Here is a 19,236-nt window from a genome sequence, read left to right as displayed (position 1 = left end):
AAATGGAAGTAAAATTAAATAAATACGATAAAGCGTATCTTCGAATTGCCAAAGAATGGAGTTTGCTCTCGTATTGCAAGCGTAAACAAGTAGGCGCGATTATCGTAAAAGACCGAATGATTATTTCTGATGGTTACAATGGTACACCATCCGGATTTGAAAATTGCTGCGAAGATGAAGACGGATTAACCCGTTGGGATGTTTTGCATGCCGAGGCAAATGCCATCTTAAAAGTAGCACGATCTACACAATCCTGCGAAGGTGCGACATTGTATATTACACTTTCGCCCTGCAAAGAATGCAGTAAATTAATACATCAGTCAGGGATAAAAAGAGTCGTTTATAAGGATGGTTATCGCGACGATTCAGGAATTCAATTTTTAATAAAAGCAGGTATCGAAGTCGAACATATTCCTGTTTTAGAAGAATAAATGAAATTTAATTCAACATATTTACCCATAGTTATAGGAGCAGCTTTTGCTCTTGGCACCGTTCTCGGAAGCATGATGAATGCTCCTGCTGATGATCAGCTTTTGGCTAAAAACAGTTCTAAAACCAAACTAAACAAGCTGATCGATTTTATCAATAATGAATATGTTGATAGCGTCAATACAGATTCTATTGTAAATCTTACAGTAGACAATATTTTATCCAAACTAGATCCGCATTCCGTTTATATTCCGCCAAGCGAACAGGCAGAAGTGGCAGAAAGTATGAAAGGCGATTTCGTAGGAATCGGTATTAACTTTTATATGTATCGCGATTCTGTAGCAATTATAAGACCGGTTGAAAATGGTCCTTCGGCAAAAGCCGGATTAAAATCAGGCGATCGAATTTTATTTGCAGGAAAAACGAAATTATTTGGACGAAAATTACCTTCAGATAGTTTATTCTCTAAACTAAAAGGAATAAAAGGTTCTGAAATCGAATTGACCGTTTTTAGAAAATCAGAACAAAAGAAATTAAAATTCAAGATAAAAAGAGATGTCATTCCGATAAAAAGTGTTGACGCATCTTTATTATTAGACAATAAAACCGGTTACATCAAAATCAATCGATTTGCCGAAACAACTTATAAAGAGTTTAAATCGGGTTTGACAAGGTTAAAACAAAATGGTATTGAATCGCTTATAATTGACCTTCGCGATAATGGAGGCGGTTATATGGAAGAAGCTGTGGCTATTGCCGATGAGTTTTTAAAAGACAAACAGCTTATCGTTTTTACCAAAAATAAAAACGGAACAACCGAGAAAACATTTGCCACCAAAAGCGGAAGTTTTGAAACCGGAAAAATATACATTTTGATTAATGAAAATAGTGCATCGGCAAGTGAAATTTTAGCCGGAGCTCTACAGGATAATGATCGCGGAACTATTGTTGGACGCCGTTCTTTTGGGAAAGGTTTGGTACAGCGCGAAATGGATTTCAATGACGGATCGGCAGTGCGATTAACCGTAGCCAGATATTATACGCCAACCGGAAGATCGATTCAGAAACCCTATAAAAAAGGAAACGAAGAATATTATAAAGAGTCGGAAGATCGTATTAAAACGGGTGAACTTTATGCCAAAGACAGTATAAAAGTAGCAGATTCTTTAAAATTTAAAACACCAAAAGGAAGAATTGTTTACGGTGGCGGCGGAATCGTTCCGGATGTTTTTGTGCCAATGGAAGCAGAACACGGAAATGAAAATGTCGCTTATTTATTGCAAACCGGAATCGTGGGTCATTTTGTTTTTGAAGAATTGGATAAAGACCGAAATGCTTTTGCAGGACTTCACTTTAATCAGTTTTTAGCGAAGATGAAAAGCAATGATGCTTACTTTAATAAATTCAAAAAATACATTCTGCTAACAGGTTTGGATTTAAAATTAGACAAAACAAAAGCCTTGGTAAATCGTTATATTACTGCAGAATTTGCCAGACAATTATATGGAGAGTTGTATTATTATGATGTAATTCTAAAAGATGACGCCATGATTAAAGTAGTTTTAAATCCGAAGAAATAATTTAATTTTTTTGAAATGAAAATAGAAGCGATAGTAAATGCGGAAATCGAACTTTTGACAGCAATTAAAAAAGCAGATGTTTCTGCTTTAGAAAAAATGCTGCATGACGATTTGCTGTTCAATTTGCCTGATGGAAATACGATTACGAAAGAACTTGATTTAGAATCGTATCGTTTAGGGAAAATGCAAATTGAAATGCTGGAAGCTTCAGATCAAATTATTAATATAATAGATGATACTGCGATTGTCGCTGTAACAGTTTCATTAAAAGGGACGTATGATAATAATCCTTTAGTTGGAGCGTTTCGTTATATCAGGGTTTGGAAACAATTCGACGAAAACCTAAAAGTAATTGCCGGAAGCTGCGTTGTTTTGCAATAAATAATAATAATTTTTTAAAGCAAAATGTAACACTTTCCGCTTTAAACTTAGCGAACTTAGCAGTTAAATACACACAAATAAAAATATGAAAAATCTAAAAAGAATAAGCGCATTATTGATTTTAATGGCTTTTGTAATTTCTTGTAACTCTATGAAAAACAACAGTAATAACACAATTACAGGAAAAGTAGATTCGATAGAATCAGGAAAAGACGGTTATACAGCTAAAATTACCACAGATACAAAAGAAGTTTATTTCGCTACCATAAGCATTGTAAATGTTGGCGGGCCTCAAAATTACAAGCAAGTTAAAATTGGAGATCAGGTTTCGTTAAAAGGAGAAATCTGGAAAACCGACGACGAAAAACACATGAAAGTACAAGAGATTGTATCAGTAAAATAAATAACAAAACATACAAATTTTTAAACCATTAAGAGATTAAGAAAAATTAAGTCAAACGCTTAATAACTTAATGTCTTAATGGTTTATTTTTTGTTTTATCGAATACTATCGTGAGAATGCGTTTGCACACCGTTATTCCATAAAGTCAGAATATCTGTTGCAACAGCGGCGCCGCTTCCGGCTGCAATTGCCAGTTGACTTCTCCAGCCTGCAAGAGTTCCAATAACATAAATGCCATCAGCAACTTTATGATCGTCGTTTTTAAGCTGAATACGTTGTTTTTCGGGAAGTGCTTTTTTGTGCGGTTCAATATATTGCATTAAACCTTCAATATCAAAAGTATTGGCAGAACCAATTCCTATTACGATACTTTTGGTTTTGTATTCATTTTTATTGGTAACTACAGTAAATTCAGGATAAGAACCTTTAACTCTAATTACTTTTTCATTTGCAATCTGAGTAATATGAGGGTAAGTCATTGCCAAATCCTGTGTGCTTTCTATAAGCAAATCAGAACCTAATTTTCCTGGCGTTATGCCATAAGCGTTGTAGAAAATTGCTTCTTGTAACGAAGAATTTTTTTGATGTGTAAAAATTCCGATTTTTTTATCGGTAACAAAAGCTTTGTTTTTGGCAGATCCTAAAACGAGTGCACAAGACATGCCCGAAACTCCTCCGCCAATAATTAAAACGTCAAACATATTATCTGCCGTTCATTTTTTCTTCAATTCTTTTTGAAATTCTAAAAATCAAAAGAATTAAAACGGCGCAAAAAGAAGCTGCGATTCCAATAAAAGCTACAGCACTATCACCCTGAAAAGGATTCTTAAAATCTAGCAACGTAATATTAAAAACGATTAAAGCTAATGCTAAAAGTACTAAGATGGAAGTGAAAATTTTCATATGGCGTTTGTTTGTCTAAAATAATTAAAGTAAAACCCGTTGACATTAAATTGTCTTAAAGTCATATTTAGAAATTTTATTGGGGGTAAATTTATAAAAATAAATGTTAGACAAACAAACCTTTAACATTAGCAGCGAATAATTTAACAGCAATTGCCAAAAGTATTACTCCAAAAGTCTTGCGAACCACGCCAAGTCCGTTTTCTCCTAATAAATTTTCGATTTTTTTTGAAGATTTCAAAACAATATAGACTAAGATGATATTTAGTAAAATAGCAATTATAATATTTATAGTGTGAAATTGAGATCGAAGCGAAAGCAAAGTAGTCATTGTTCCTGCTCCCGCAATTAACGGAAACGCTAATGGAACGATAGAAGCAGATCCCGGTTCTTCGTCACGATAAATCCTGATTCCTAAAATCATTTCTAAAGCAAGAAAAAATAATACAAACGAACCCGCAACAGCAAACGAATGCACATCGATACCGATAAGATTAAGTAAACCTTCACCAACAAAAAGAAAAACAATCATAATCATTCCGGCAACAATCGAAGCTTTCTCAGATTCGATATGACCAACTTTTGCTCTTAAATTCACAATAATCGGAATAGATCCCACAATATCAATTACGGCAAAAAGCACCATTCCAACAGTAATAATTTCTTTAAGGTCAATTTCTAACATATTACTTTGATTTTTAGCGTTTAAAATTTTTGCAAAGGTAGATAATAAAGGTAGTTGTTTTTTTAATAGAATGTATTCCGGTATATTTTTGTTATAAAAACACGTATTGGTGATTAAAAAAATGATTTTTGTAACAAAATATTGTTTCTACCGCAGAGATTCGCAAAGTTTTGTTTGTTTTTTACCACAGAGCTGCACAAAGTTTTTCACAGAGTTTCGCAAAGTTTTAGTTTTTAAGGTTTATAAATCTTTGGGTTTTAAACTTTCTCAAAGTTTAATAGATCTTTGTGTGTCTCTGTGGAAAACTTTGTGCATCTCTGTGGTAGAATTTTCACAGTAAATTTAATCTCATTTCATCTGCTTTCTTTGTCTATCTTTGCACTTTATAAATTTCAGTATTTTAGTATCATGTTTCAATTAGGTAAAACCATTATTTCAGAGGATATTCTTGAAAAAGAATTTGTATGCAACTTGTCAGCTTGTAAAGGAGCTTGCTGCGTTGACGGAGATGCCGGTGCACCTTTAAGCGAAGCTGAGACAAAAATAATGGAGGAAATTTATCCTAAAGTAAAACCCTTTTTACGTAAAGAAGGAATTGCTGCTATAGAAGCGCAGGGAACCTGGGTAAAAGGAACTGATGGCGATCTTGAAACGCCGCTAATAGATAATAAGGATTGTGCTTACGTTATTTTTGACGGAAAAACGGCACTTTGCGGAATCGAGCAAGCATACAATCAGGGAATTGTTGATTGGAAAAAACCTGTTTCCTGTCATTTATATCCAATTCGTGTAAAAGACTTCACAGAATTTGCCGCAGTTAATTATGACAAATGGGATATTTGTGACGACGCCTGTTCTTTAGGTAAAGAGTTAGAAGTTCCGGTCTATAAATTTGTAAAAGAAGCTTTAATTCGTCGCTTTGGCGAAGATTGGTATATGGAGCTTGAAAAAGTAGCTCAGGAACTTAAAAATTCTTAAAAAATAACTGTAAAAAATACGTTTTTGAAACGGTGTTTTTTAACTCAATAAATTAAAGTTTTAACTCTAAAAAAAACTTTTAAAAACAATTAAAATTTTCTTGCTTTTTATTATAAAAAGTCTATATTTTACAGCACCTAAGGTCTAAATAACGATTTTAAATTGCTCATTTACAATAATTTAATTATTGTCTGAAAAATAAGCTACTTTTTGTCCGTTGTTAAAAACTACGTCAAATTGTGAATAAGTTTGGCTTTCATTTTTGGCAACAAATGACAATCTTTGTACTACTCTGAATCAGTAAAAAATCAGTAAAAAAATTAAACATAAAAGCCATGTCGCAAGTCGAACCAATTTTACAAGAAAACAAGAACCGTTTCGTTATTTTTCCTATCAAACATCATGATATTTGGGAATGGTATAAGAAGATGGAAGCTAGTTTTTGGACTGCAGAGGAAATCGATTTGCACCAGGACTTAACAGACTGGAATAATAAGCTGAGTGATGATGAAAGATATTTCATTAAACACATTCTTGCGTTTTTTGCAGCTTCTGACGGAATCGTGAATGAAAACCTTGCTGAGAACTTTGTAAATGAAGTTCAATATGCCGAAGCAAAGTTTTTCTACGGTTTTCAAATCATGATGGAAAACATTCACAGCGAAACATACTCTTTATTAATTGACACTTATGTGAAAGATGAAGCAGAGAAAGCGGAATTGTTTAATGCTTTGGAAGTTTTTCCTGCAATTAAGAAAAAAGCAGACTGGGCTTTAAAGTGGATCGAATCTGATTCATTTGCTGAAAGACTAATTGCTTTTGCAGCTGTTGAAGGAATTTTCTTTTCAGGTGCTTTCTGTTCAATTTACTGGTTGAAAAAACGTGGTTTAATGCCAGGTTTAACTTTTTCTAACGAGTTAATTTCTCGTGACGAAGGTGTACATTGTGATTTTGCAGTACACTTGCACAATCACCATTTGATTAACAAAGTGCCAAAAGACAGAATTAAAGAAATCATTGTTGATGCTTTAGATATCGAAAGAGAATTTGTTACAGAATCTCTGCCGGTAAGTTTAATTGGTATGAATGCAGCATTAATGACACAATACTTAGAATTTGTTGCTGACAGATTATTAGTAGAATTAGGCTGCGAACGTGTTTATGGATCAGCAAATCCGTTTGACTTCATGGACATGATTTCTCTTCAGGGAAAAACTAATTTCTTTGAAAAACGTGTTGCAGAGTATCAAAAATCCGGTGTGATGAACACAGATAGTGATGCTCAGAAAATTTCATTTGATGCAGATTTTTAGACAACAAAAATAATTTTAGCGATCCGCTCTTCAAGAGGCGTTAAAAAAGATTACAAAAACATTTTAGGTTGAATCTCTTTTCCCAAATCGTAGATTCAATAGCAATTTTCGACGTATTTAAATTTGATTTTCGAATTTGAAACGGGTAACTATTGAGAATCTAATAATTCTCTAAAAATAATTTAAAAACACACAATGTTTAAGTGCTGGAATTCGTTTTTCTAGTGTCTTTCATTTTTTCAATAACTAATAAAAAGTAAGCTTATGTATGTAGTAAAAAGAGATGGCCACAAAGAGCCCGTAATGTTTGATAAGATTACAGAAAGAATCAAAAAATTGTGTTACGGCTTGAATGAGCTTGTAGATCCTGTGAAGGTAGCGATGAGAGTTATCGAAGGATTGTATGATGGGGTTTCTACTTCTGAACTTGATAATCTTGCAGCAGAAACGGCGGCTTCTATGACAATTGCGCATCCTGATTATGCACAATTGGCAGCGCGTGTGGCAATTTCAAACCTACATTCAAATACGAAAAAGTCGTTCTCAGAAACGATGAAAGATATGTACAACTATGTAAATCCAAGAAACGGACAAGATGCGCCATTACTTTCGGATGAAGTATTTAAAGTAATTCAGGAAAACTCAGCTTTCTTAGATTCTCATATCATTTATACTAGAGATTTTAATTACGATTATTTCGGATTTAAAACTTTAGAGCGTTCGTATTTGCTAAAAATCAACGGAAAAATCGTCGAAAGACCGCAACATATGTTGATGCGTGTTTCGGTTGGTATTCACTTAGATGATTTAAAATCAGTAATCGAAACGTACGATTTAATGTCTAAAAAGTTCTTCACGCATGCAACGCCAACGTTGTTTAATGCCGGAACTCCAAAACCACAAATGTCTTCTTGTTTCCTTTTGGCAATGCAGGATGATAGTATTGATGGTATTTATGACACCTTAAAACAAACGGCTAAAATCTCGCAATCAGCGGGAGGAATTGGTCTTTCTATTCATAACGTTCGTGCGACAGGATCTTACATTCGTGGTACAAACGGAACCTCAAACGGAATTGTGCCAATGTTGAGAGTTTTCAACGATACAGCACGTTACGTAGATCAGGGTGGAGGAAAGCGTAAAGGAAGTTTTGCGATTTATATCGAAACATGGCATGCGGATATCTTCGAATTTTTGGATTTAAAGAAAAATACAGGAAAAGAAGAAATGCGTGCAAGAGATTTATTCTTCGCGATGTGGACATCTGATTTATTTATGAAACGTGTTCAGGAAGATTCAACATGGACTTTAATGTGTCCTAACGAATGTCCGGGATTATACGATGTTTACGGAGAAGAATTCGAAGCAATGTATACGGATTATGAATTTAGAGGAAAAGGTAGAAAAACCATTCGTGCGCGTGAATTATGGGAGAAAATCCTTGAATCGCAAATCGAAACAGGAACACCTTATATGTTGTACAAAGATGCGGCAAACCGTAAATCAAACCACAAGAATTTAGGAACAATTCGTTCATCTAACTTGTGTACTGAGATTATGGAATACACATCTAAAGATGAAATTGCGGTATGTAACTTAGCTTCTATTTCGTTGCCAATGTTTATTGAAAACGGAAAATTCGATCACCAGGCACTTTACAATGTTACAAAACGTGTAACGCGTAACCTGAACAAAGTAATCGACAGAAACTATTATCCGGTAAAAGAAGCTGAAAACTCAAACATGCGTCACCGTCCGGTAGGATTAGGAGTACAAGGTTTGGCAGATGCTTTTATCATGTTGCGTCTGCCGTTTACAAGTGACGAAGCCAAAACGTTGAATCAGGAAATTTTCGAAACTTTATACTTTGCAGCCGTAACCGCTTCTATGGAAATGGCAAAAGAAGAAGGACCATATTCTACATTTGAGGGATCTCCAATGTCTAAAGGAGAATTCCAATACAATATGTGGGGAATGAAAGATGAAGAATTATCAGGACGTTGGGACTGGGCTTCATTAAGAAAAGAAGTAATGGAACACGGAGTTCGTAACTCATTGTTAGTTGCGCCAATGCCAACAGCTTCAACTTCTCAGATTTTAGGAAACAACGAAGCTTTCGAACCCTATACATCAAACATTTACACACGTCGTGTATTGTCTGGAGAATTTATTGTAGTAAACAAACATTTACTGGAAGATTTAGTAAAACTAGGTTTGTGGAACGAAACATTGAAACAAGAAATTATGCGTCATAACGGATCAGTTCAAAACATTGATGTGATTCCGCAAGACCTGAAAGAACTATACAAGACAGTTTGGGAAATGTCTATGAAAGACATTATCGATATGTCACGTCAAAGAGGTTATTTTATTGACCAATCGCAATCGTTGAACTTGTTTATGCAAGATGCAAACTATTCTAAACTAACGTCAATGCACTTTTACGCTTGGCAATCAGGTTTAAAAACAGGAATGTATTACTTGAGAACAAAATCAGCAGTTGATGCGATTAAATTTACCTTAAACAACGATAAAAAAGAAGAAGTTCCAACATTAGTTGCAGAAACTGAAGCAATCAGCGTTGAAGATTATAAAGCGATGTTGCTAAAAGCACAAGCCGCAGATCCTGAAGATTGTGAAATGTGTGGGTCTTAATTATTTTAAATTTCAGATCTGAGATTTCAGATTTTTAAAAGATATTTATAAAAGCAGTTATTGTAATGATAGCTGCTTTTGTTTTAGGAGCTATTTTCCGCTTAACGGATTAAAATCCGTTGCTACAAAATAAATCATGGATTTTAATCCATTCTACGCAGTTAGAATAGAACAGCTTTGTATTCAGAGGCACAAGGAAACCTTAGAACCTTTGCACTTAGAGTCTTCCTCAAATTAAACCTTTCATAAAAAACAAAGTCTTAATTCTAAACAAATTTCTGTGTTATGAAAAAAAGCAATCTTTGGTCGTTACGATTGGGTTTTTCCGGAAAAGAATCCGATAAAATTGAAAAACTAGGATTAGAAAAGTTTCTAAAACATTCTTACGATTCAAAATTCGACACACAGCTTCCTGCTTTTTTAAACGATGATCCCAAAACATTAATCGAACTCAAAGAGTTAAAAGAAGCGATAAAAACAGCAGATTCTGAAGAAAAGAAGAAGATTCTCAAAAAAGAAATTTATTCGGCTGTTGAATTAAAAAAATGGTGGATTGACAAAATGCGAAACGACGAATTTCCACTTCGGGAAAATATGGTTTGTTTCTGGCACAATCATTTCGTTTCGACTTCCCAAAAAGTAAAAGTCAACTATTGGATTTATCAGCACAATATGATTTTACGCGAACATGCTTTTGGTAATTTTAAAGAACTCACAAAGCAAATTGTAAAATCGAATGCAATGGTGAAATATTTAGATAATGTCGATAATAAAAAAGGCAAATACAATGAAAATCTAAGTCGTGAATTACTCGAATTATTCACAATCGGAATTGGAAATTATTCTGAAAGCGATATCAAAGAAGGCGCAAGAGCTTTGGCAGGATTAAATTACGGCGATAATAATGCGGTGTACAGAAAATTTGCAGAAGATAATAGTGATAAAACATACTTCGGGAAAACCGGAAACTGGAAAGCAGATGATTTGGTTGATATTATTTTCGAACAAAAAAACATTCCTTATTTGATTACCCGAAAAATTCTTAAATGGTTTATTTATGATAACCCCTCAGAAGAATTGGTAACGTATTATGGCGATTATTTCAGAAAAGTGAAGTTTGAAATACAGCCTCTATTGACTAAGATTTTCACCGAAGAATACAAGAAAGAAGATTCAGGAACTAAAATTAAAAATCCGTTAGTTTATATTTTACAATTAATTGATGAATTAGAAATTAAAGATTTTGATAATGCCATCGTCATGTTTTTTCTGAAACAGCAGGGAATGGATTTATACAATCAGATTAATGTAAAAGGCTGGGACGGCGGAAATTCCTGGCTGACTTCTCAAATTTATCTGCAGCGTAATAATACTTCCGATTTGCTTTGCAGCGGAAGAAGTATTACAAGAAAAGCCCTCAATTCTATGGCAAATGCCGATGATAAATCAAAAGTTGAATTTGAAAAAATTGATATAAAAATTGATTTTGATACTGGGGGAAACAACAAAACTATTATCACTGAATTATCGAACAGGTTATTATTTAAAGTAAACGATTCAATACAAAAAGACATGGAAAATTTACTGAAATACGACTTTGACCCAAAAGACGCGCACGCCAATTTTGCAGTAACAAGACTTTTTAATTACATCACAAAATTGCCGGAATATCAAATTGTTTAAAAACGTAAGATCATGAACAGAAGAAATTTTCTAACATTGACAGGGACTTTTACAGGCGGATTACTTGTGCTTCCTGATTTTTTGCATGCTTTTGGTTCACAAAACAGTTTAGTTACAGGCGAGCAATGTATTGTGTTTGTACAATTGAACGGTGGAAATGACGGATTGAATACTTTTATTCCGTACGATAATCCATTGTATTATGATTTAAGAACAAAAATAGCATTGAATAAAGATGCTGTGGTTGGTAAAAATAAAGGAATGGCATTTCATCCTTCATTAAAAGATTTCGCTCTAATGCAGCAAAACGGAGATTTAACAGTAATTCAAAATGTGGGATATCCGGAACCAATTCGTTCCCATTTTCGCAGTCAGGAAATTTGGCAAACCGCAACCGATTCTAATAAATATATAAACGAAGGCTGGTTAGGCAGATATTTAGATTTGCAATGTAACGGACATCAGGCAACAGCCGGAATTAATCTGGATTCTATTGATAATTTGGCTTTGAAAGGAATGGAGCCGAATTCTATTACGGTAAAAGATCCAAATCGCTTTAAGATAAAATCTGATAAGGAAGAAAACATGAAATTATCTGATAATCCGCAATTAGATTTTGTTCGAAAAATTGCTAATTCAGTTACAGAAGGTTCAGATGAAATTCAGAAAGCATTGGCAAAATCCAAAACAGAAATTAGTTATCCAAAAACCGGATTGTCTAAAAATCTGGAATGGATTGGCCGACTTATAAAAGGAAATTTAAATTCAAAAGTATATTATACTTCACTCGGCGGATTTGACACGCACGATAATCAACTCGCAATTCATGAAAGAAAGCTGACTGATTTGAATGATGCATTGTTTAGTTTTTATCAGGATTTAAAGCAAGCACAGTTACTTCAAAATGTTACTGTTGTCGTTTTTTCTGAATTTGGAAGACGCGTAAAAGACAACGGCAACGGTACAGATCACGGAACTGCAGCGCCAATGTTTATTATTGGAGGAAATAATAAGGGAACAATTCTAGGAAATAATCCAAATTTAACTGATTTGGATAATGGTGATATAAAATATGAAATTGATTTTAGAAGTGTGTATGCTTCTTTATTACAGGAAAAAATGAATTTTGATTATTCTAAAATTGGGATTAGGAATTCGCCGGTTTCTGGGTTGTTTTAAAAATAAATTGAAACCAAACAGTAAAATTGTAGCTTTTTTTGTATAATTGTAATTCATAAGTGATTTTTTTAATTATAAAAAGTTTCACTTTAGAACAACTTTTATATATTTGCTAATGAGTAACGATCCAAAATTCAGATCTGTTTTTTTTCTTTAAAGATTATTTTAAAAAGTTTTTTGCCGAACAAGAAGAGAAAGTTAAGGCGAAAATAATTTGGACTATACGGGTAATTGAATATGTTGACAAAATACCATCAATATATTTGAAACATATTGAAAATACCGATGGACTTTTTGAAATTAGAATTCAGCAGGGAACCAATATTTTTAGAGTTTTTTGCTTTTTTGATGAACGAAAATTAGTTGTTTTGGCTAATGGATTTCAAAAGAAAACTCAAAAAACACCAAAAAAAGAAATTGAAAAAGCTTTAAAAATTAAAAAAGAATATGAAAACGAAAAATAGCAACTTAATGAGTTTGGAAGAATTCGTAGAAAATCATTATGGCAAAATAGGAACCCCGAAGCGTGATGAATTAGAAGCAGGCTATGAAAACTTTAAAATTGGAGTAATGATACAGGAAGCAAGGCTTCAAAAAGGAATGACTCAGGAACAGCTTGCAAAAAAAGCAGGGACAACGAAATCCTATATTTCGAAAATTGAAAACAATGTTAAAGAAGCCCGATTTTCTACACTTCAAAAAATTGTTGAGATTGGATTAGGTGGACATTTAGAGCTATCTATCAGGTTATAATTATCAAAAATCTTAGCAACTTAGCCACTCAAAATCTTAGTGCTTTCTAAAAAACCAATTGTCTAAAACCTATTTTAAGCCACTTTTTTTATATTATCATACAAAACTTGATAAATTTGTTAAGAAATCCTTTTTTGTTTCATAAAATGCAATATTTTTTTTGGTGCGGTGAAAATAATTTATACATTCGCAGAGAATTTATTGAAAAACACAAACAAAATGTCTAATAACCGTTTTTATTTTAGCAACTCTTTTTATTTCTTCTTTAGTAGAAGTAAGGATTGTGCTATGGTTATTTGAGAAAATTTAAAAGACAAATAAAACTAATATACAATCCTGATGAAAATCAGGATTTTTTTTTGAATATATGACAACTAAAATTGCAATACAAGGTATAAAAGGTTCTTTTCATCATCAGGTTGTAAAGGAGTATTTCTCTGAAAATGTGGAAATTGATGAATGTTTGTCTTTTGAAGAATTGATCGACAGCTTACTTTCAGGAAAATCTGATCAGGCAGTTATGGCAATTGAAAATTCGATTGCAGGACCAATTATTCCGAATTATGCTTTGATTGATAAGAATAATTTACACATTATTGGAGAGCATTATTTAAGCATTCACCAAAATTTAATGACTTTAAAAGGGCAGAAAATTGGGGATATAAAAGAAGTTCATTCGCATCCAATGGCATTATTGCAGTGTATGGATTTCTTAAAACAATATCCAAATATTAAGTTGGTTGAAGATAAAGATACGGCCGAAACTGCCAGAAGAATTCAGGAAAAACAATTAACCGGAATCGCAGCAATTGCAAGCAAAACGGCATCGGAAATGTATGATCTTGATATTATCGCGCCAGAAATTCAAACGATAAAAAACAATATGACTCGTTTTGTGATTATCAAAAAACAAAATTCATTTTTACCGGAAAACGAAATCAACAGAGCTTCTATCAAATTTGAACTGGATCATAAAAGAGGAAGTTTAGCAGCGGTTTTGAATGTAATGAGCGATTGCAAATTGAATTTAACGAAGATTCAATCGCTTCCAAAAATTGAAACACCTTGGAAATATTCATTTTTCGTAGATGTAACATTTGAGAAATACGAAGATTTTGCAAAAGCCAAAACGTTATTAAATATAATGGCAGAATATTTTAAAGTATTAGGAGAATATAAAAATACGAAACCTTATATCGGTTAGAAGTTATTTGTAAAAAGTTAGAAGAAAGCATAAAGTTTACCGCCCAAAGTCTAAAGCAAAAAATAAAAAAAAATGATTACAACAGCAAAAAGATTAGATACAGTTGAAGAATACTACTTTTCCTCAAAATTGAGAGAAGTTCGTCAACTACAATCTGAAGGAAAATCTATCATCAATATGGGAATTGGAAGCCCTGATTTGAGTCCGTCGAAAGCAGTAATTGAGGCATTCGCTGCAGCAATTCTGGATGAAAACGGGCATGGTTATCAGAGCTATCAGGGATTACCGGAATTGAGAAAAGGGATGGCAGATTTTTATCAGAATCAGTTTGGTGTTGAGTTGAATCCGAATAATGAGATTTTGCCTTTGATGGGTTCGAAAGAAGGAATTATGCACATTTCGTTAGCATTCTTAAATGAAGGTGATCATGTTTTAATTCCGAATCCGGGTTATCCGACTTATACTTCGGTAACTAATTTAGTTGGAGCGGTTCCGGTTTATTATGATCTGAAAGAAGCAAATGCCTGGGAACCGGATTTTGAAGCTTTGGAAAAATTAGATCTTTCGAAAGTGAAAATTATGTGGCTGGGATATCCGCACATGCCAACAGGAGCAAGAGGAAGTTTAGCGTTATTTGAAAAATTGGTTGCTTTTGCTAAAAAACACAACATATTATTGGTTAATGATAATCCGTATAGTTTTGTTTTGAATGATAACCCAATGAGTTTATTGCAGGTTGAAGGCGCAAAAGAGGTGGCTTTAGAATTAAATTCATTAAGTAAAACCTTCAACATGGCAGGCTGGAGAGTGGGAATGGTTTTGGGAAAGCCTGAAATTATCGATGCAGTCCTAAAAGTAAAAAGCAACATGGACAGCGGAATGTTCTACGGAATCCAAAAAGGCGCAGTTGCCGCTTTGAATTGTGATAAATCATGGTTTGAAGACCAAAACAAAATTTACAGACGCCGTCGTGAATTAACAGAAAAACTAGCAGAAAAACTAGGCTGCAAAGTTTATGCAGCAGGAGTTGGGCTTTTTGTCTGGGCAAAACTTCCGGAAGGAATAGCATCATCAGAGAAGTTCATTGACGAAATATTATACGAGAAACATATTTTTATCACACCGGGAACTATCTTCGGAAGTAATGGAGAAGGATATATTAGATTCTCGTTGTGTGTGAAAGAAGAAAAGGTACAAGAAGCGATAGACCGATTTTAGATGTCATTGCGAGGAACGAAGCAATATCAATTGCTGAATCAATTGTTAGCGCGACTGCTTCATTTTTCACAATGACAAAAATATAAAAATAAATATGAAAGTATACGTAATAGGAATAGGGTTAATAGGTGGTTCGATGGTGTTAGACATCAAAGAGAGACATCCTGACGCGACTATTTTTGGAATTGACAATAACGAAAAGCATTTGCAGGAAGCAATTGATTTAGGCGTTATCGATCAGGCAGGAAGTTTTGAAGATTTGGCAGAAGCTGATTTTGTAATTGTTTCGGTTCCGGTTGATGTGGCGCTGATAGTTTTGCCTAAAGTATTGGATTTGGTTGGTGATAAAACGATTGTTTTTGAAGTAGGTTCGACTAAAAAACCAATTTGTGATGCGGTTGCCGGTCATGCAAAAAGAAGAAATTTTATTGCAACGCATCCAATTGCAGGAACGGAGTTTTCAGGACCTTCGGCAGCGATAAAAGGTTTGTTTCAAGGCAAAACGAATATTATTTGCGAGGTGGAAAAAACCACTTTTAAATTACAGGAAAAGGCGTTAAAACTTTTCAGCGAAATTGGAATGAGAATTCGATATATGGACCCGACTTCGCACGACAAACACATTGCTTACGTTTCGCATTTGTCGCACATTAGTTCTTTTATGCTCGGGAAAACGGTAATGAACAAGGAAAAAGACGAACAGGATATTTTTGATATGGCGGGAAGTGGATTTGAAAGTACGGTTCGTTTGGCAAAAAGTTCTCCCGCAATGTGGACACCGATTTTTAAACAAAACAAAGAACATGTTATTGAAACATTAGAAGAATATATTTCAAACCTCAGTCGGTTTAGGGATTTGTTAAAAGAAGAAAATTACAACGCCATTTTTGAAGAAATGGAAAGCACGAATAAAATAAAAGAGATACTAAACGGATTAACAACAACTAAGAAATAAATTAAAATTAAGATGGAAAATAAGAAAGAAATGAGAAAGTGGTTAGAAGATTTCAATTTAAATCACCCACTTGTGATAGCTGGACCATGTAGTGCAGAAACGGAAGATCAGGTATTGAAAATTGCTCATGAATTGAAAGATTCAAAAGTTAGTGTATTCAGAGCAGGAATATGGAAACCAAGAACGCGTCCGGGAGGATTTGAAGGTGTTGGAGAAATTGGTTTAAAATGGTTGCAAAAAGCTAAGAAAGAAACTGGTTTATTAATGGGAACTGAAGTTGCGACTGCAGCTCACTGTAAACTGGCTTTAGAACATGATATTGACGTTTTATGGGTTGGTGCTCGTACAACTGCAAACCCTTTTGCTGTTCAGGAAATTGCTGATACATTAAAAGGAACTGATAAAATCGTTTTGGTTAAAAACCCTGTAAACCCTGATTTAGCTTTATGGTTAGGTGGTGTTGAGCGTTTACACATGGCTGGAATCGAGAAGTTAGGAGTTATTCACAGAGGTTTCTCTACGTACGAAAAAACAAAATACAGAAACATTCCGGAATGGCAAATTGCTATCGAATTGCAAAATAAATTCCCTGATTTACCATTAATCATCGATCCATCTCACATTACAGGAGATCGTAAAATGATTTTTGAAGTAACTCAAGAGGCTTTAGATTTGAACTACGATGGTATGATTATCGAAACGCACTACGATCCGGACAACGCTTGGTCTGATGCTGCTCAACAAGTTACTCCAGACGCTTTGAAACAAATCATTAAAGATTTGACAATCAGAAAAACTGATGATACTACAGATGAGTACAGCCAAAAAATGAAAAAACTTAGAGCTAATATCGACGTTCTTGATGCTAACTTATTAGAGTTATTAGGAAAACGTATGAAAGTAGCTGACGAAATTGGTCAGGTGAAAAAAGATGCAAACGTAGCGATTCTTCAAAACAATCGTTGGAATGAAATTTTAGGAAAAATGATTTTGGAAGGTGAGAAAAAAGGTCTTACTGAGGAGTTTGTTTTGAGAATGTTCAAAGCAATTCACCAGGAAAGTATTGGTCACCAGGAAAAAATATTCAATGCATAATATTTTTTAAATACTATAAGTGATATAAGTTAATTTAAGTCTTTTTTTTATAATGAGTTAATTTTTATTATATCACTTATTATAATTTTCCAGTAAATCTCCATGTTTCAAGCGAAACCTGGAGATTTTGTTATTTTAAACAGAATCAAAGATTCGAGCTTGTTTATATTCCCTTATATAACTTATACGGTTAAAATTATTCATTTATCTTTGCAAAGATTTAAGATTCGACTTATTCAGAAATCTAAAATCTAAAATCTAAAATTTGAATGACAGGACTCGTATATAAATCTACAGGAAGTTGGTACACCGTAAAATCGGAAAAAGGCGATTTTATTGAATGCCGTATGAAAGGGAAGTTTAGGATGAAAGGTATAAAAAGTACAAATCCTATTGCTGTAGGCGATATTGTCGATTATGAACTCGAAGAAACTTCTGATGCTGTAACGGGAACGATTTTTAATATTCACGAAAGAAAGAATTACATCGTTCGTAAATCGGTTAATTTATCGCATCAAATGCATATCATTGCATCGAATATTGATCGTGTATTTTTGTTGATTACGATTAATAATCCACCAACTACATTCAACTTTATAGATCGTTTTTTGGTAACTGCCGAAGCTTACAATATCGAAACAATTTTGGTTTTTAATAAAATAGATACTTTTGATGAAGCTACACTTGATGATCAATTGTATATGCAATATGTATATCAGCAAATTGGTTACAAATGCCTGCGTGTTTCTTCAACTGAAATGAAAGGGATTGATGAATTAAAAGAAATGATGATTGGAAAAGTAAGTATGTTCTCCGGACATTCGGGTGTTGGAAAATCGACTTTGGTAAACGCCATGGAACCTTCTTTGCATCTTAAAACCAAAACAATTTCTGAAGCCAGTAAACAAGGTCAGCACACAACAACTTTTGCAGAAATGTATGATTTGTCTTTTAATGCCAAAATTATTGATACTCCGGGAATTAAAGGTTTCGGAATTGTAGATATGGAGCCGTCAGAAATCAGCGGATATTTTCCTGAGTTTTTCAGACTAAAAGACCAATGCAAGTTTAACAATTGTTTACATAAAGAAGAACCGCATTGTGCTATAAAAGCAGCTTTAGAAAAAGACGAGATCGCCTGGTCACGTTACAATAGTTACTTGAAAATTCTTGAAGGAGATGAAGAAAATTATCGTACAGATACATACGATGAAGATCGTAAAATTAGCGATGAAACCAGAAACCAGAAATAATTGTGAATTGTAAATGGTTAATTGTGAAGGTCTAATCAAAGCTTTTAACAATTGTAATTTCCTCTAAATAATAAATCAACCATTAAATATGAAAATTGTTCTTCAAAGAGTTTCTTCGGCTTCAGTAACTGTTGATGGAAATAAAACAGCCGATATTCAAAAAGGTTTATTGGTTTTAGTTGGAATTGAAGACTTAGATACAAAGGAAGATATTGATTGGCTGGTTGGGAAAATCATTAAAATGAGAATCTTTGGAGATGAAAATGACGTCATGAATTGCTCAGTTCAGGATATTGATGGCGAAATAATTGTTGTAAGTCAGTTTACACTTCATGCTTCAACAAAAAAAGGAAATCGTCCATCTTATATAAAAGCTTCAAAACCAGAATTTGCGATTCCGATGTACGAGAATTTTGTTCAGTCTTTAGAAAAGGAATTCAATAAGAAAATACAAACCGGAATTTTTGGTGCTGATATGAAAGTCAGCTTATTAAATGACGGACCCGTTACAATTGTGATGGACAGTAAAAACAAGGAGTAAAAATTCATAAACAAATGTTAAGAATTTC

The 19,236-nt window shown here is 33.6% G+C and carries 20 protein-coding genes; 17 read left to right on the top strand and 3 right to left on the bottom strand.

Annotated elements, in window-relative coordinates:
* Nucleotides 1–2: 2 nt before the first annotated feature.
* From OLM54_RS14395 to OLM54_RS14380, 4 genes are all read left to right on the top strand, one after another.
* Nucleotides 3–431 (top strand): deoxycytidylate deaminase, encoded by a 429-nt coding sequence (locus OLM54_RS14395; protein WP_264535275.1) that lies wholly within the window; start codon nucleotides 3–5, stop codon nucleotides 429–431.
* Nucleotides 432–2,009: a S41 family peptidase gene (locus OLM54_RS14390; protein WP_264535274.1), complete on the top strand. Its 1,578-nt coding sequence runs from the start codon at nucleotides 432–434 to the stop codon at nucleotides 2,007–2,009. It abuts the gene before it with no gap.
* Between the two features lie 15 nt (nucleotides 2,010–2,024).
* Entirely contained in the window at nucleotides 2,025–2,390 is a 366-nt protein-coding gene (locus tag OLM54_RS14385; protein ID WP_264535273.1) for a nuclear transport factor 2 family protein, read from the top strand.
* Between the two features lie 85 nt (nucleotides 2,391–2,475).
* Nucleotides 2,476–2,793, top strand: coding sequence for a hypothetical protein (locus OLM54_RS14380; RefSeq protein WP_264535272.1), 318 nt, complete (start codon nucleotides 2,476–2,478; stop codon nucleotides 2,791–2,793).
* Between the two features lie 95 nt (nucleotides 2,794–2,888).
* Here OLM54_RS14380 and OLM54_RS14375 read toward each other — a convergent pair whose 3' ends face one another.
* The 3 genes from OLM54_RS14375 to OLM54_RS14365 form a co-directional block, all read right to left on the bottom strand.
* Nucleotides 2,889–3,494 (bottom strand): FAD-dependent oxidoreductase, encoded by a 606-nt coding sequence (locus tag OLM54_RS14375; protein WP_264535271.1) that lies wholly within the window; start codon nucleotides 3,492–3,494, stop codon nucleotides 2,889–2,891.
* A gap of 1 nt (nucleotide 3,495) precedes the next feature.
* Nucleotides 3,496–3,696 (bottom strand): hypothetical protein, encoded by a 201-nt coding sequence (locus OLM54_RS14370; protein WP_042563701.1) that lies wholly within the window; start codon nucleotides 3,694–3,696, stop codon nucleotides 3,496–3,498.
* 106 nt (nucleotides 3,697–3,802) lie between these two features.
* Complete coding sequence (locus OLM54_RS14365) at nucleotides 3,803–4,381, bottom strand: MarC family protein (RefSeq protein ID WP_264535270.1); 579 nt, start codon at nucleotides 4,379–4,381, stop codon at nucleotides 3,803–3,805.
* Nucleotides 4,382–4,789: 408 nt separating this feature from the next.
* Between OLM54_RS14365 and OLM54_RS14360 the strand changes: the two genes are divergently transcribed.
* From OLM54_RS14360 to dtd, 13 genes are all read left to right on the top strand, one after another.
* The gene (locus tag OLM54_RS14360) at nucleotides 4,790–5,359 is read left to right on the top strand and encodes a DUF3109 family protein (RefSeq protein ID WP_264535269.1); all 570 of its coding nucleotides are present in this window, start codon (nucleotides 4,790–4,792) and stop codon (nucleotides 5,357–5,359) included.
* Nucleotides 5,360–5,694: 335 nt separating this feature from the next.
* Complete coding sequence (locus OLM54_RS14355) at nucleotides 5,695–6,672, top strand: ribonucleotide-diphosphate reductase subunit beta (protein WP_029270611.1); 978 nt, start codon at nucleotides 5,695–5,697, stop codon at nucleotides 6,670–6,672.
* Nucleotides 6,673–6,936: 264 nt separating this feature from the next.
* Nucleotides 6,937–9,327, top strand: coding sequence for a ribonucleoside-diphosphate reductase subunit alpha (locus tag OLM54_RS14350; protein WP_264535268.1), 2,391 nt, complete (start codon nucleotides 6,937–6,939; stop codon nucleotides 9,325–9,327).
* Between the two features lie 285 nt (nucleotides 9,328–9,612).
* Entirely contained in the window at nucleotides 9,613–11,010 is a 1,398-nt protein-coding gene (locus OLM54_RS14345; RefSeq protein ID WP_264535267.1) for a DUF1800 domain-containing protein, read from the top strand.
* A 12-nt stretch (nucleotides 11,011–11,022) separates the two neighbouring features.
* A complete protein-coding gene (locus OLM54_RS14340; RefSeq protein ID WP_264535266.1) occupies nucleotides 11,023–12,189 on the top strand; it encodes a DUF1501 domain-containing protein in 1,167 nt (388 codons plus the stop codon).
* Nucleotides 12,190–12,314: 125 nt separating this feature from the next.
* Nucleotides 12,315–12,653 carry a type II toxin-antitoxin system RelE/ParE family toxin gene (locus OLM54_RS14335; protein ID WP_264538568.1) on the top strand — a complete coding sequence of 113 codons (339 nt, stop codon included), beginning with the start codon at nucleotides 12,315–12,317 and terminating at the stop codon, nucleotides 12,651–12,653.
* Complete coding sequence (locus OLM54_RS14330; protein WP_264535265.1) at nucleotides 12,637–12,942, top strand: helix-turn-helix domain-containing protein; 306 nt, start codon at nucleotides 12,637–12,639, stop codon at nucleotides 12,940–12,942. Before OLM54_RS14335 ends, OLM54_RS14330 begins: the two co-directional genes overlap by 17 nt.
* A 367-nt stretch (nucleotides 12,943–13,309) precedes the next feature.
* Nucleotides 13,310–14,146, top strand: coding sequence for a prephenate dehydratase (locus OLM54_RS14325; RefSeq protein WP_264535264.1), 837 nt, complete (start codon nucleotides 13,310–13,312; stop codon nucleotides 14,144–14,146).
* Nucleotides 14,147–14,218: 72 nt separating this feature from the next.
* Nucleotides 14,219–15,364 carry a pyridoxal phosphate-dependent aminotransferase gene (locus OLM54_RS14320; protein ID WP_264535263.1) on the top strand — a complete coding sequence of 382 codons (1,146 nt, stop codon included), beginning with the start codon at nucleotides 14,219–14,221 and terminating at the stop codon, nucleotides 15,362–15,364.
* A gap of 94 nt (nucleotides 15,365–15,458) precedes the next feature.
* Nucleotides 15,459–16,319: a prephenate dehydrogenase gene (locus OLM54_RS14315; protein WP_264535262.1), complete on the top strand. Its 861-nt coding sequence runs from the start codon at nucleotides 15,459–15,461 to the stop codon at nucleotides 16,317–16,319.
* Nucleotides 16,320–16,331: 12 nt separating this feature from the next.
* Nucleotides 16,332–17,414 (top strand): bifunctional 3-deoxy-7-phosphoheptulonate synthase/chorismate mutase type II, encoded by a 1,083-nt coding sequence (locus tag OLM54_RS14310; RefSeq protein ID WP_264535261.1) that lies wholly within the window; start codon nucleotides 16,332–16,334, stop codon nucleotides 17,412–17,414.
* Between the two features lie 269 nt (nucleotides 17,415–17,683).
* Entirely contained in the window at nucleotides 17,684–18,667 is a 984-nt protein-coding gene (gene rsgA / locus OLM54_RS14305; protein WP_264535260.1) for a ribosome small subunit-dependent GTPase A, read from the top strand.
* A gap of 88 nt (nucleotides 18,668–18,755) precedes the next feature.
* Entirely contained in the window at nucleotides 18,756–19,208 is a 453-nt protein-coding gene (gene dtd / locus OLM54_RS14300) for a D-aminoacyl-tRNA deacylase (protein WP_264535259.1), read from the top strand.
* The last annotated feature ends 28 nt before the right edge of the window (nucleotides 19,209–19,236 follow it).

This window comes from Flavobacterium sp. N1736 (assembly GCF_025947065.1).
Classification (GTDB): domain Bacteria; phylum Bacteroidota; class Bacteroidia; order Flavobacteriales; family Flavobacteriaceae; genus Flavobacterium.
This window is presented reverse-complemented; position numbering and strand designations above follow the sequence as displayed.

What these genes read in the sequence shown, in the direction of transcription:
- OLM54_RS14395 (WP_264535275.1), top strand. Translation starts at nt 3, where the DNA reads ATGGAAGTAAAATTAAATAAATACGATAAAGCGTATCTTCGAATTGCC.
- OLM54_RS14330 (WP_264535265.1), top strand. Translation starts at nt 12,637, where the DNA reads ATGAAAACGAAAAATAGCAACTTAATGAGTTTGGAAGAATTCGTAGAA.
- OLM54_RS14355 (WP_029270611.1), top strand. Translation starts at nt 5,695, where the DNA reads ATGTCGCAAGTCGAACCAATTTTACAAGAAAACAAGAACCGTTTCGTT.
- OLM54_RS14390 (WP_264535274.1), top strand. Translation starts at nt 432, where the DNA reads ATGAAATTTAATTCAACATATTTACCCATAGTTATAGGAGCAGCTTTT.
- OLM54_RS14350 (WP_264535268.1), top strand. Translation starts at nt 6,937, where the DNA reads ATGTATGTAGTAAAAAGAGATGGCCACAAAGAGCCCGTAATGTTTGAT.
- OLM54_RS14325 (WP_264535264.1), top strand. Translation starts at nt 13,310, where the DNA reads ATGACAACTAAAATTGCAATACAAGGTATAAAAGGTTCTTTTCATCAT.
- OLM54_RS14320 (WP_264535263.1), top strand. Translation starts at nt 14,219, where the DNA reads ATGATTACAACAGCAAAAAGATTAGATACAGTTGAAGAATACTACTTT.
- OLM54_RS14315 (WP_264535262.1), top strand. Translation starts at nt 15,459, where the DNA reads ATGAAAGTATACGTAATAGGAATAGGGTTAATAGGTGGTTCGATGGTG.
- OLM54_RS14310 (WP_264535261.1), top strand. Translation starts at nt 16,332, where the DNA reads ATGGAAAATAAGAAAGAAATGAGAAAGTGGTTAGAAGATTTCAATTTA.
- OLM54_RS14345 (WP_264535267.1), top strand. Translation starts at nt 9,613, where the DNA reads ATGAAAAAAAGCAATCTTTGGTCGTTACGATTGGGTTTTTCCGGAAAA.
- rsgA (WP_264535260.1), top strand. Translation starts at nt 17,684, where the DNA reads ATGACAGGACTCGTATATAAATCTACAGGAAGTTGGTACACCGTAAAA.
- OLM54_RS14365 (WP_264535270.1), bottom strand. Translation starts at nt 4,381, where the DNA reads ATGTTAGAAATTGACCTTAAAGAAATTATTACTGTTGGAATGGTGCTT.
- OLM54_RS14370 (WP_042563701.1), bottom strand. Translation starts at nt 3,696, where the DNA reads ATGAAAATTTTCACTTCCATCTTAGTACTTTTAGCATTAGCTTTAATC.
- OLM54_RS14375 (WP_264535271.1), bottom strand. Translation starts at nt 3,494, where the DNA reads ATGTTTGACGTTTTAATTATTGGCGGAGGAGTTTCGGGCATGTCTTGT.
- OLM54_RS14380 (WP_264535272.1), top strand. Translation starts at nt 2,476, where the DNA reads ATGAAAAATCTAAAAAGAATAAGCGCATTATTGATTTTAATGGCTTTT.
- OLM54_RS14340 (WP_264535266.1), top strand. Translation starts at nt 11,023, where the DNA reads ATGAACAGAAGAAATTTTCTAACATTGACAGGGACTTTTACAGGCGGA.
- OLM54_RS14360 (WP_264535269.1), top strand. Translation starts at nt 4,790, where the DNA reads ATGTTTCAATTAGGTAAAACCATTATTTCAGAGGATATTCTTGAAAAA.
- OLM54_RS14385 (WP_264535273.1), top strand. Translation starts at nt 2,025, where the DNA reads ATGAAAATAGAAGCGATAGTAAATGCGGAAATCGAACTTTTGACAGCA.
- dtd (WP_264535259.1), top strand. Translation starts at nt 18,756, where the DNA reads ATGAAAATTGTTCTTCAAAGAGTTTCTTCGGCTTCAGTAACTGTTGAT.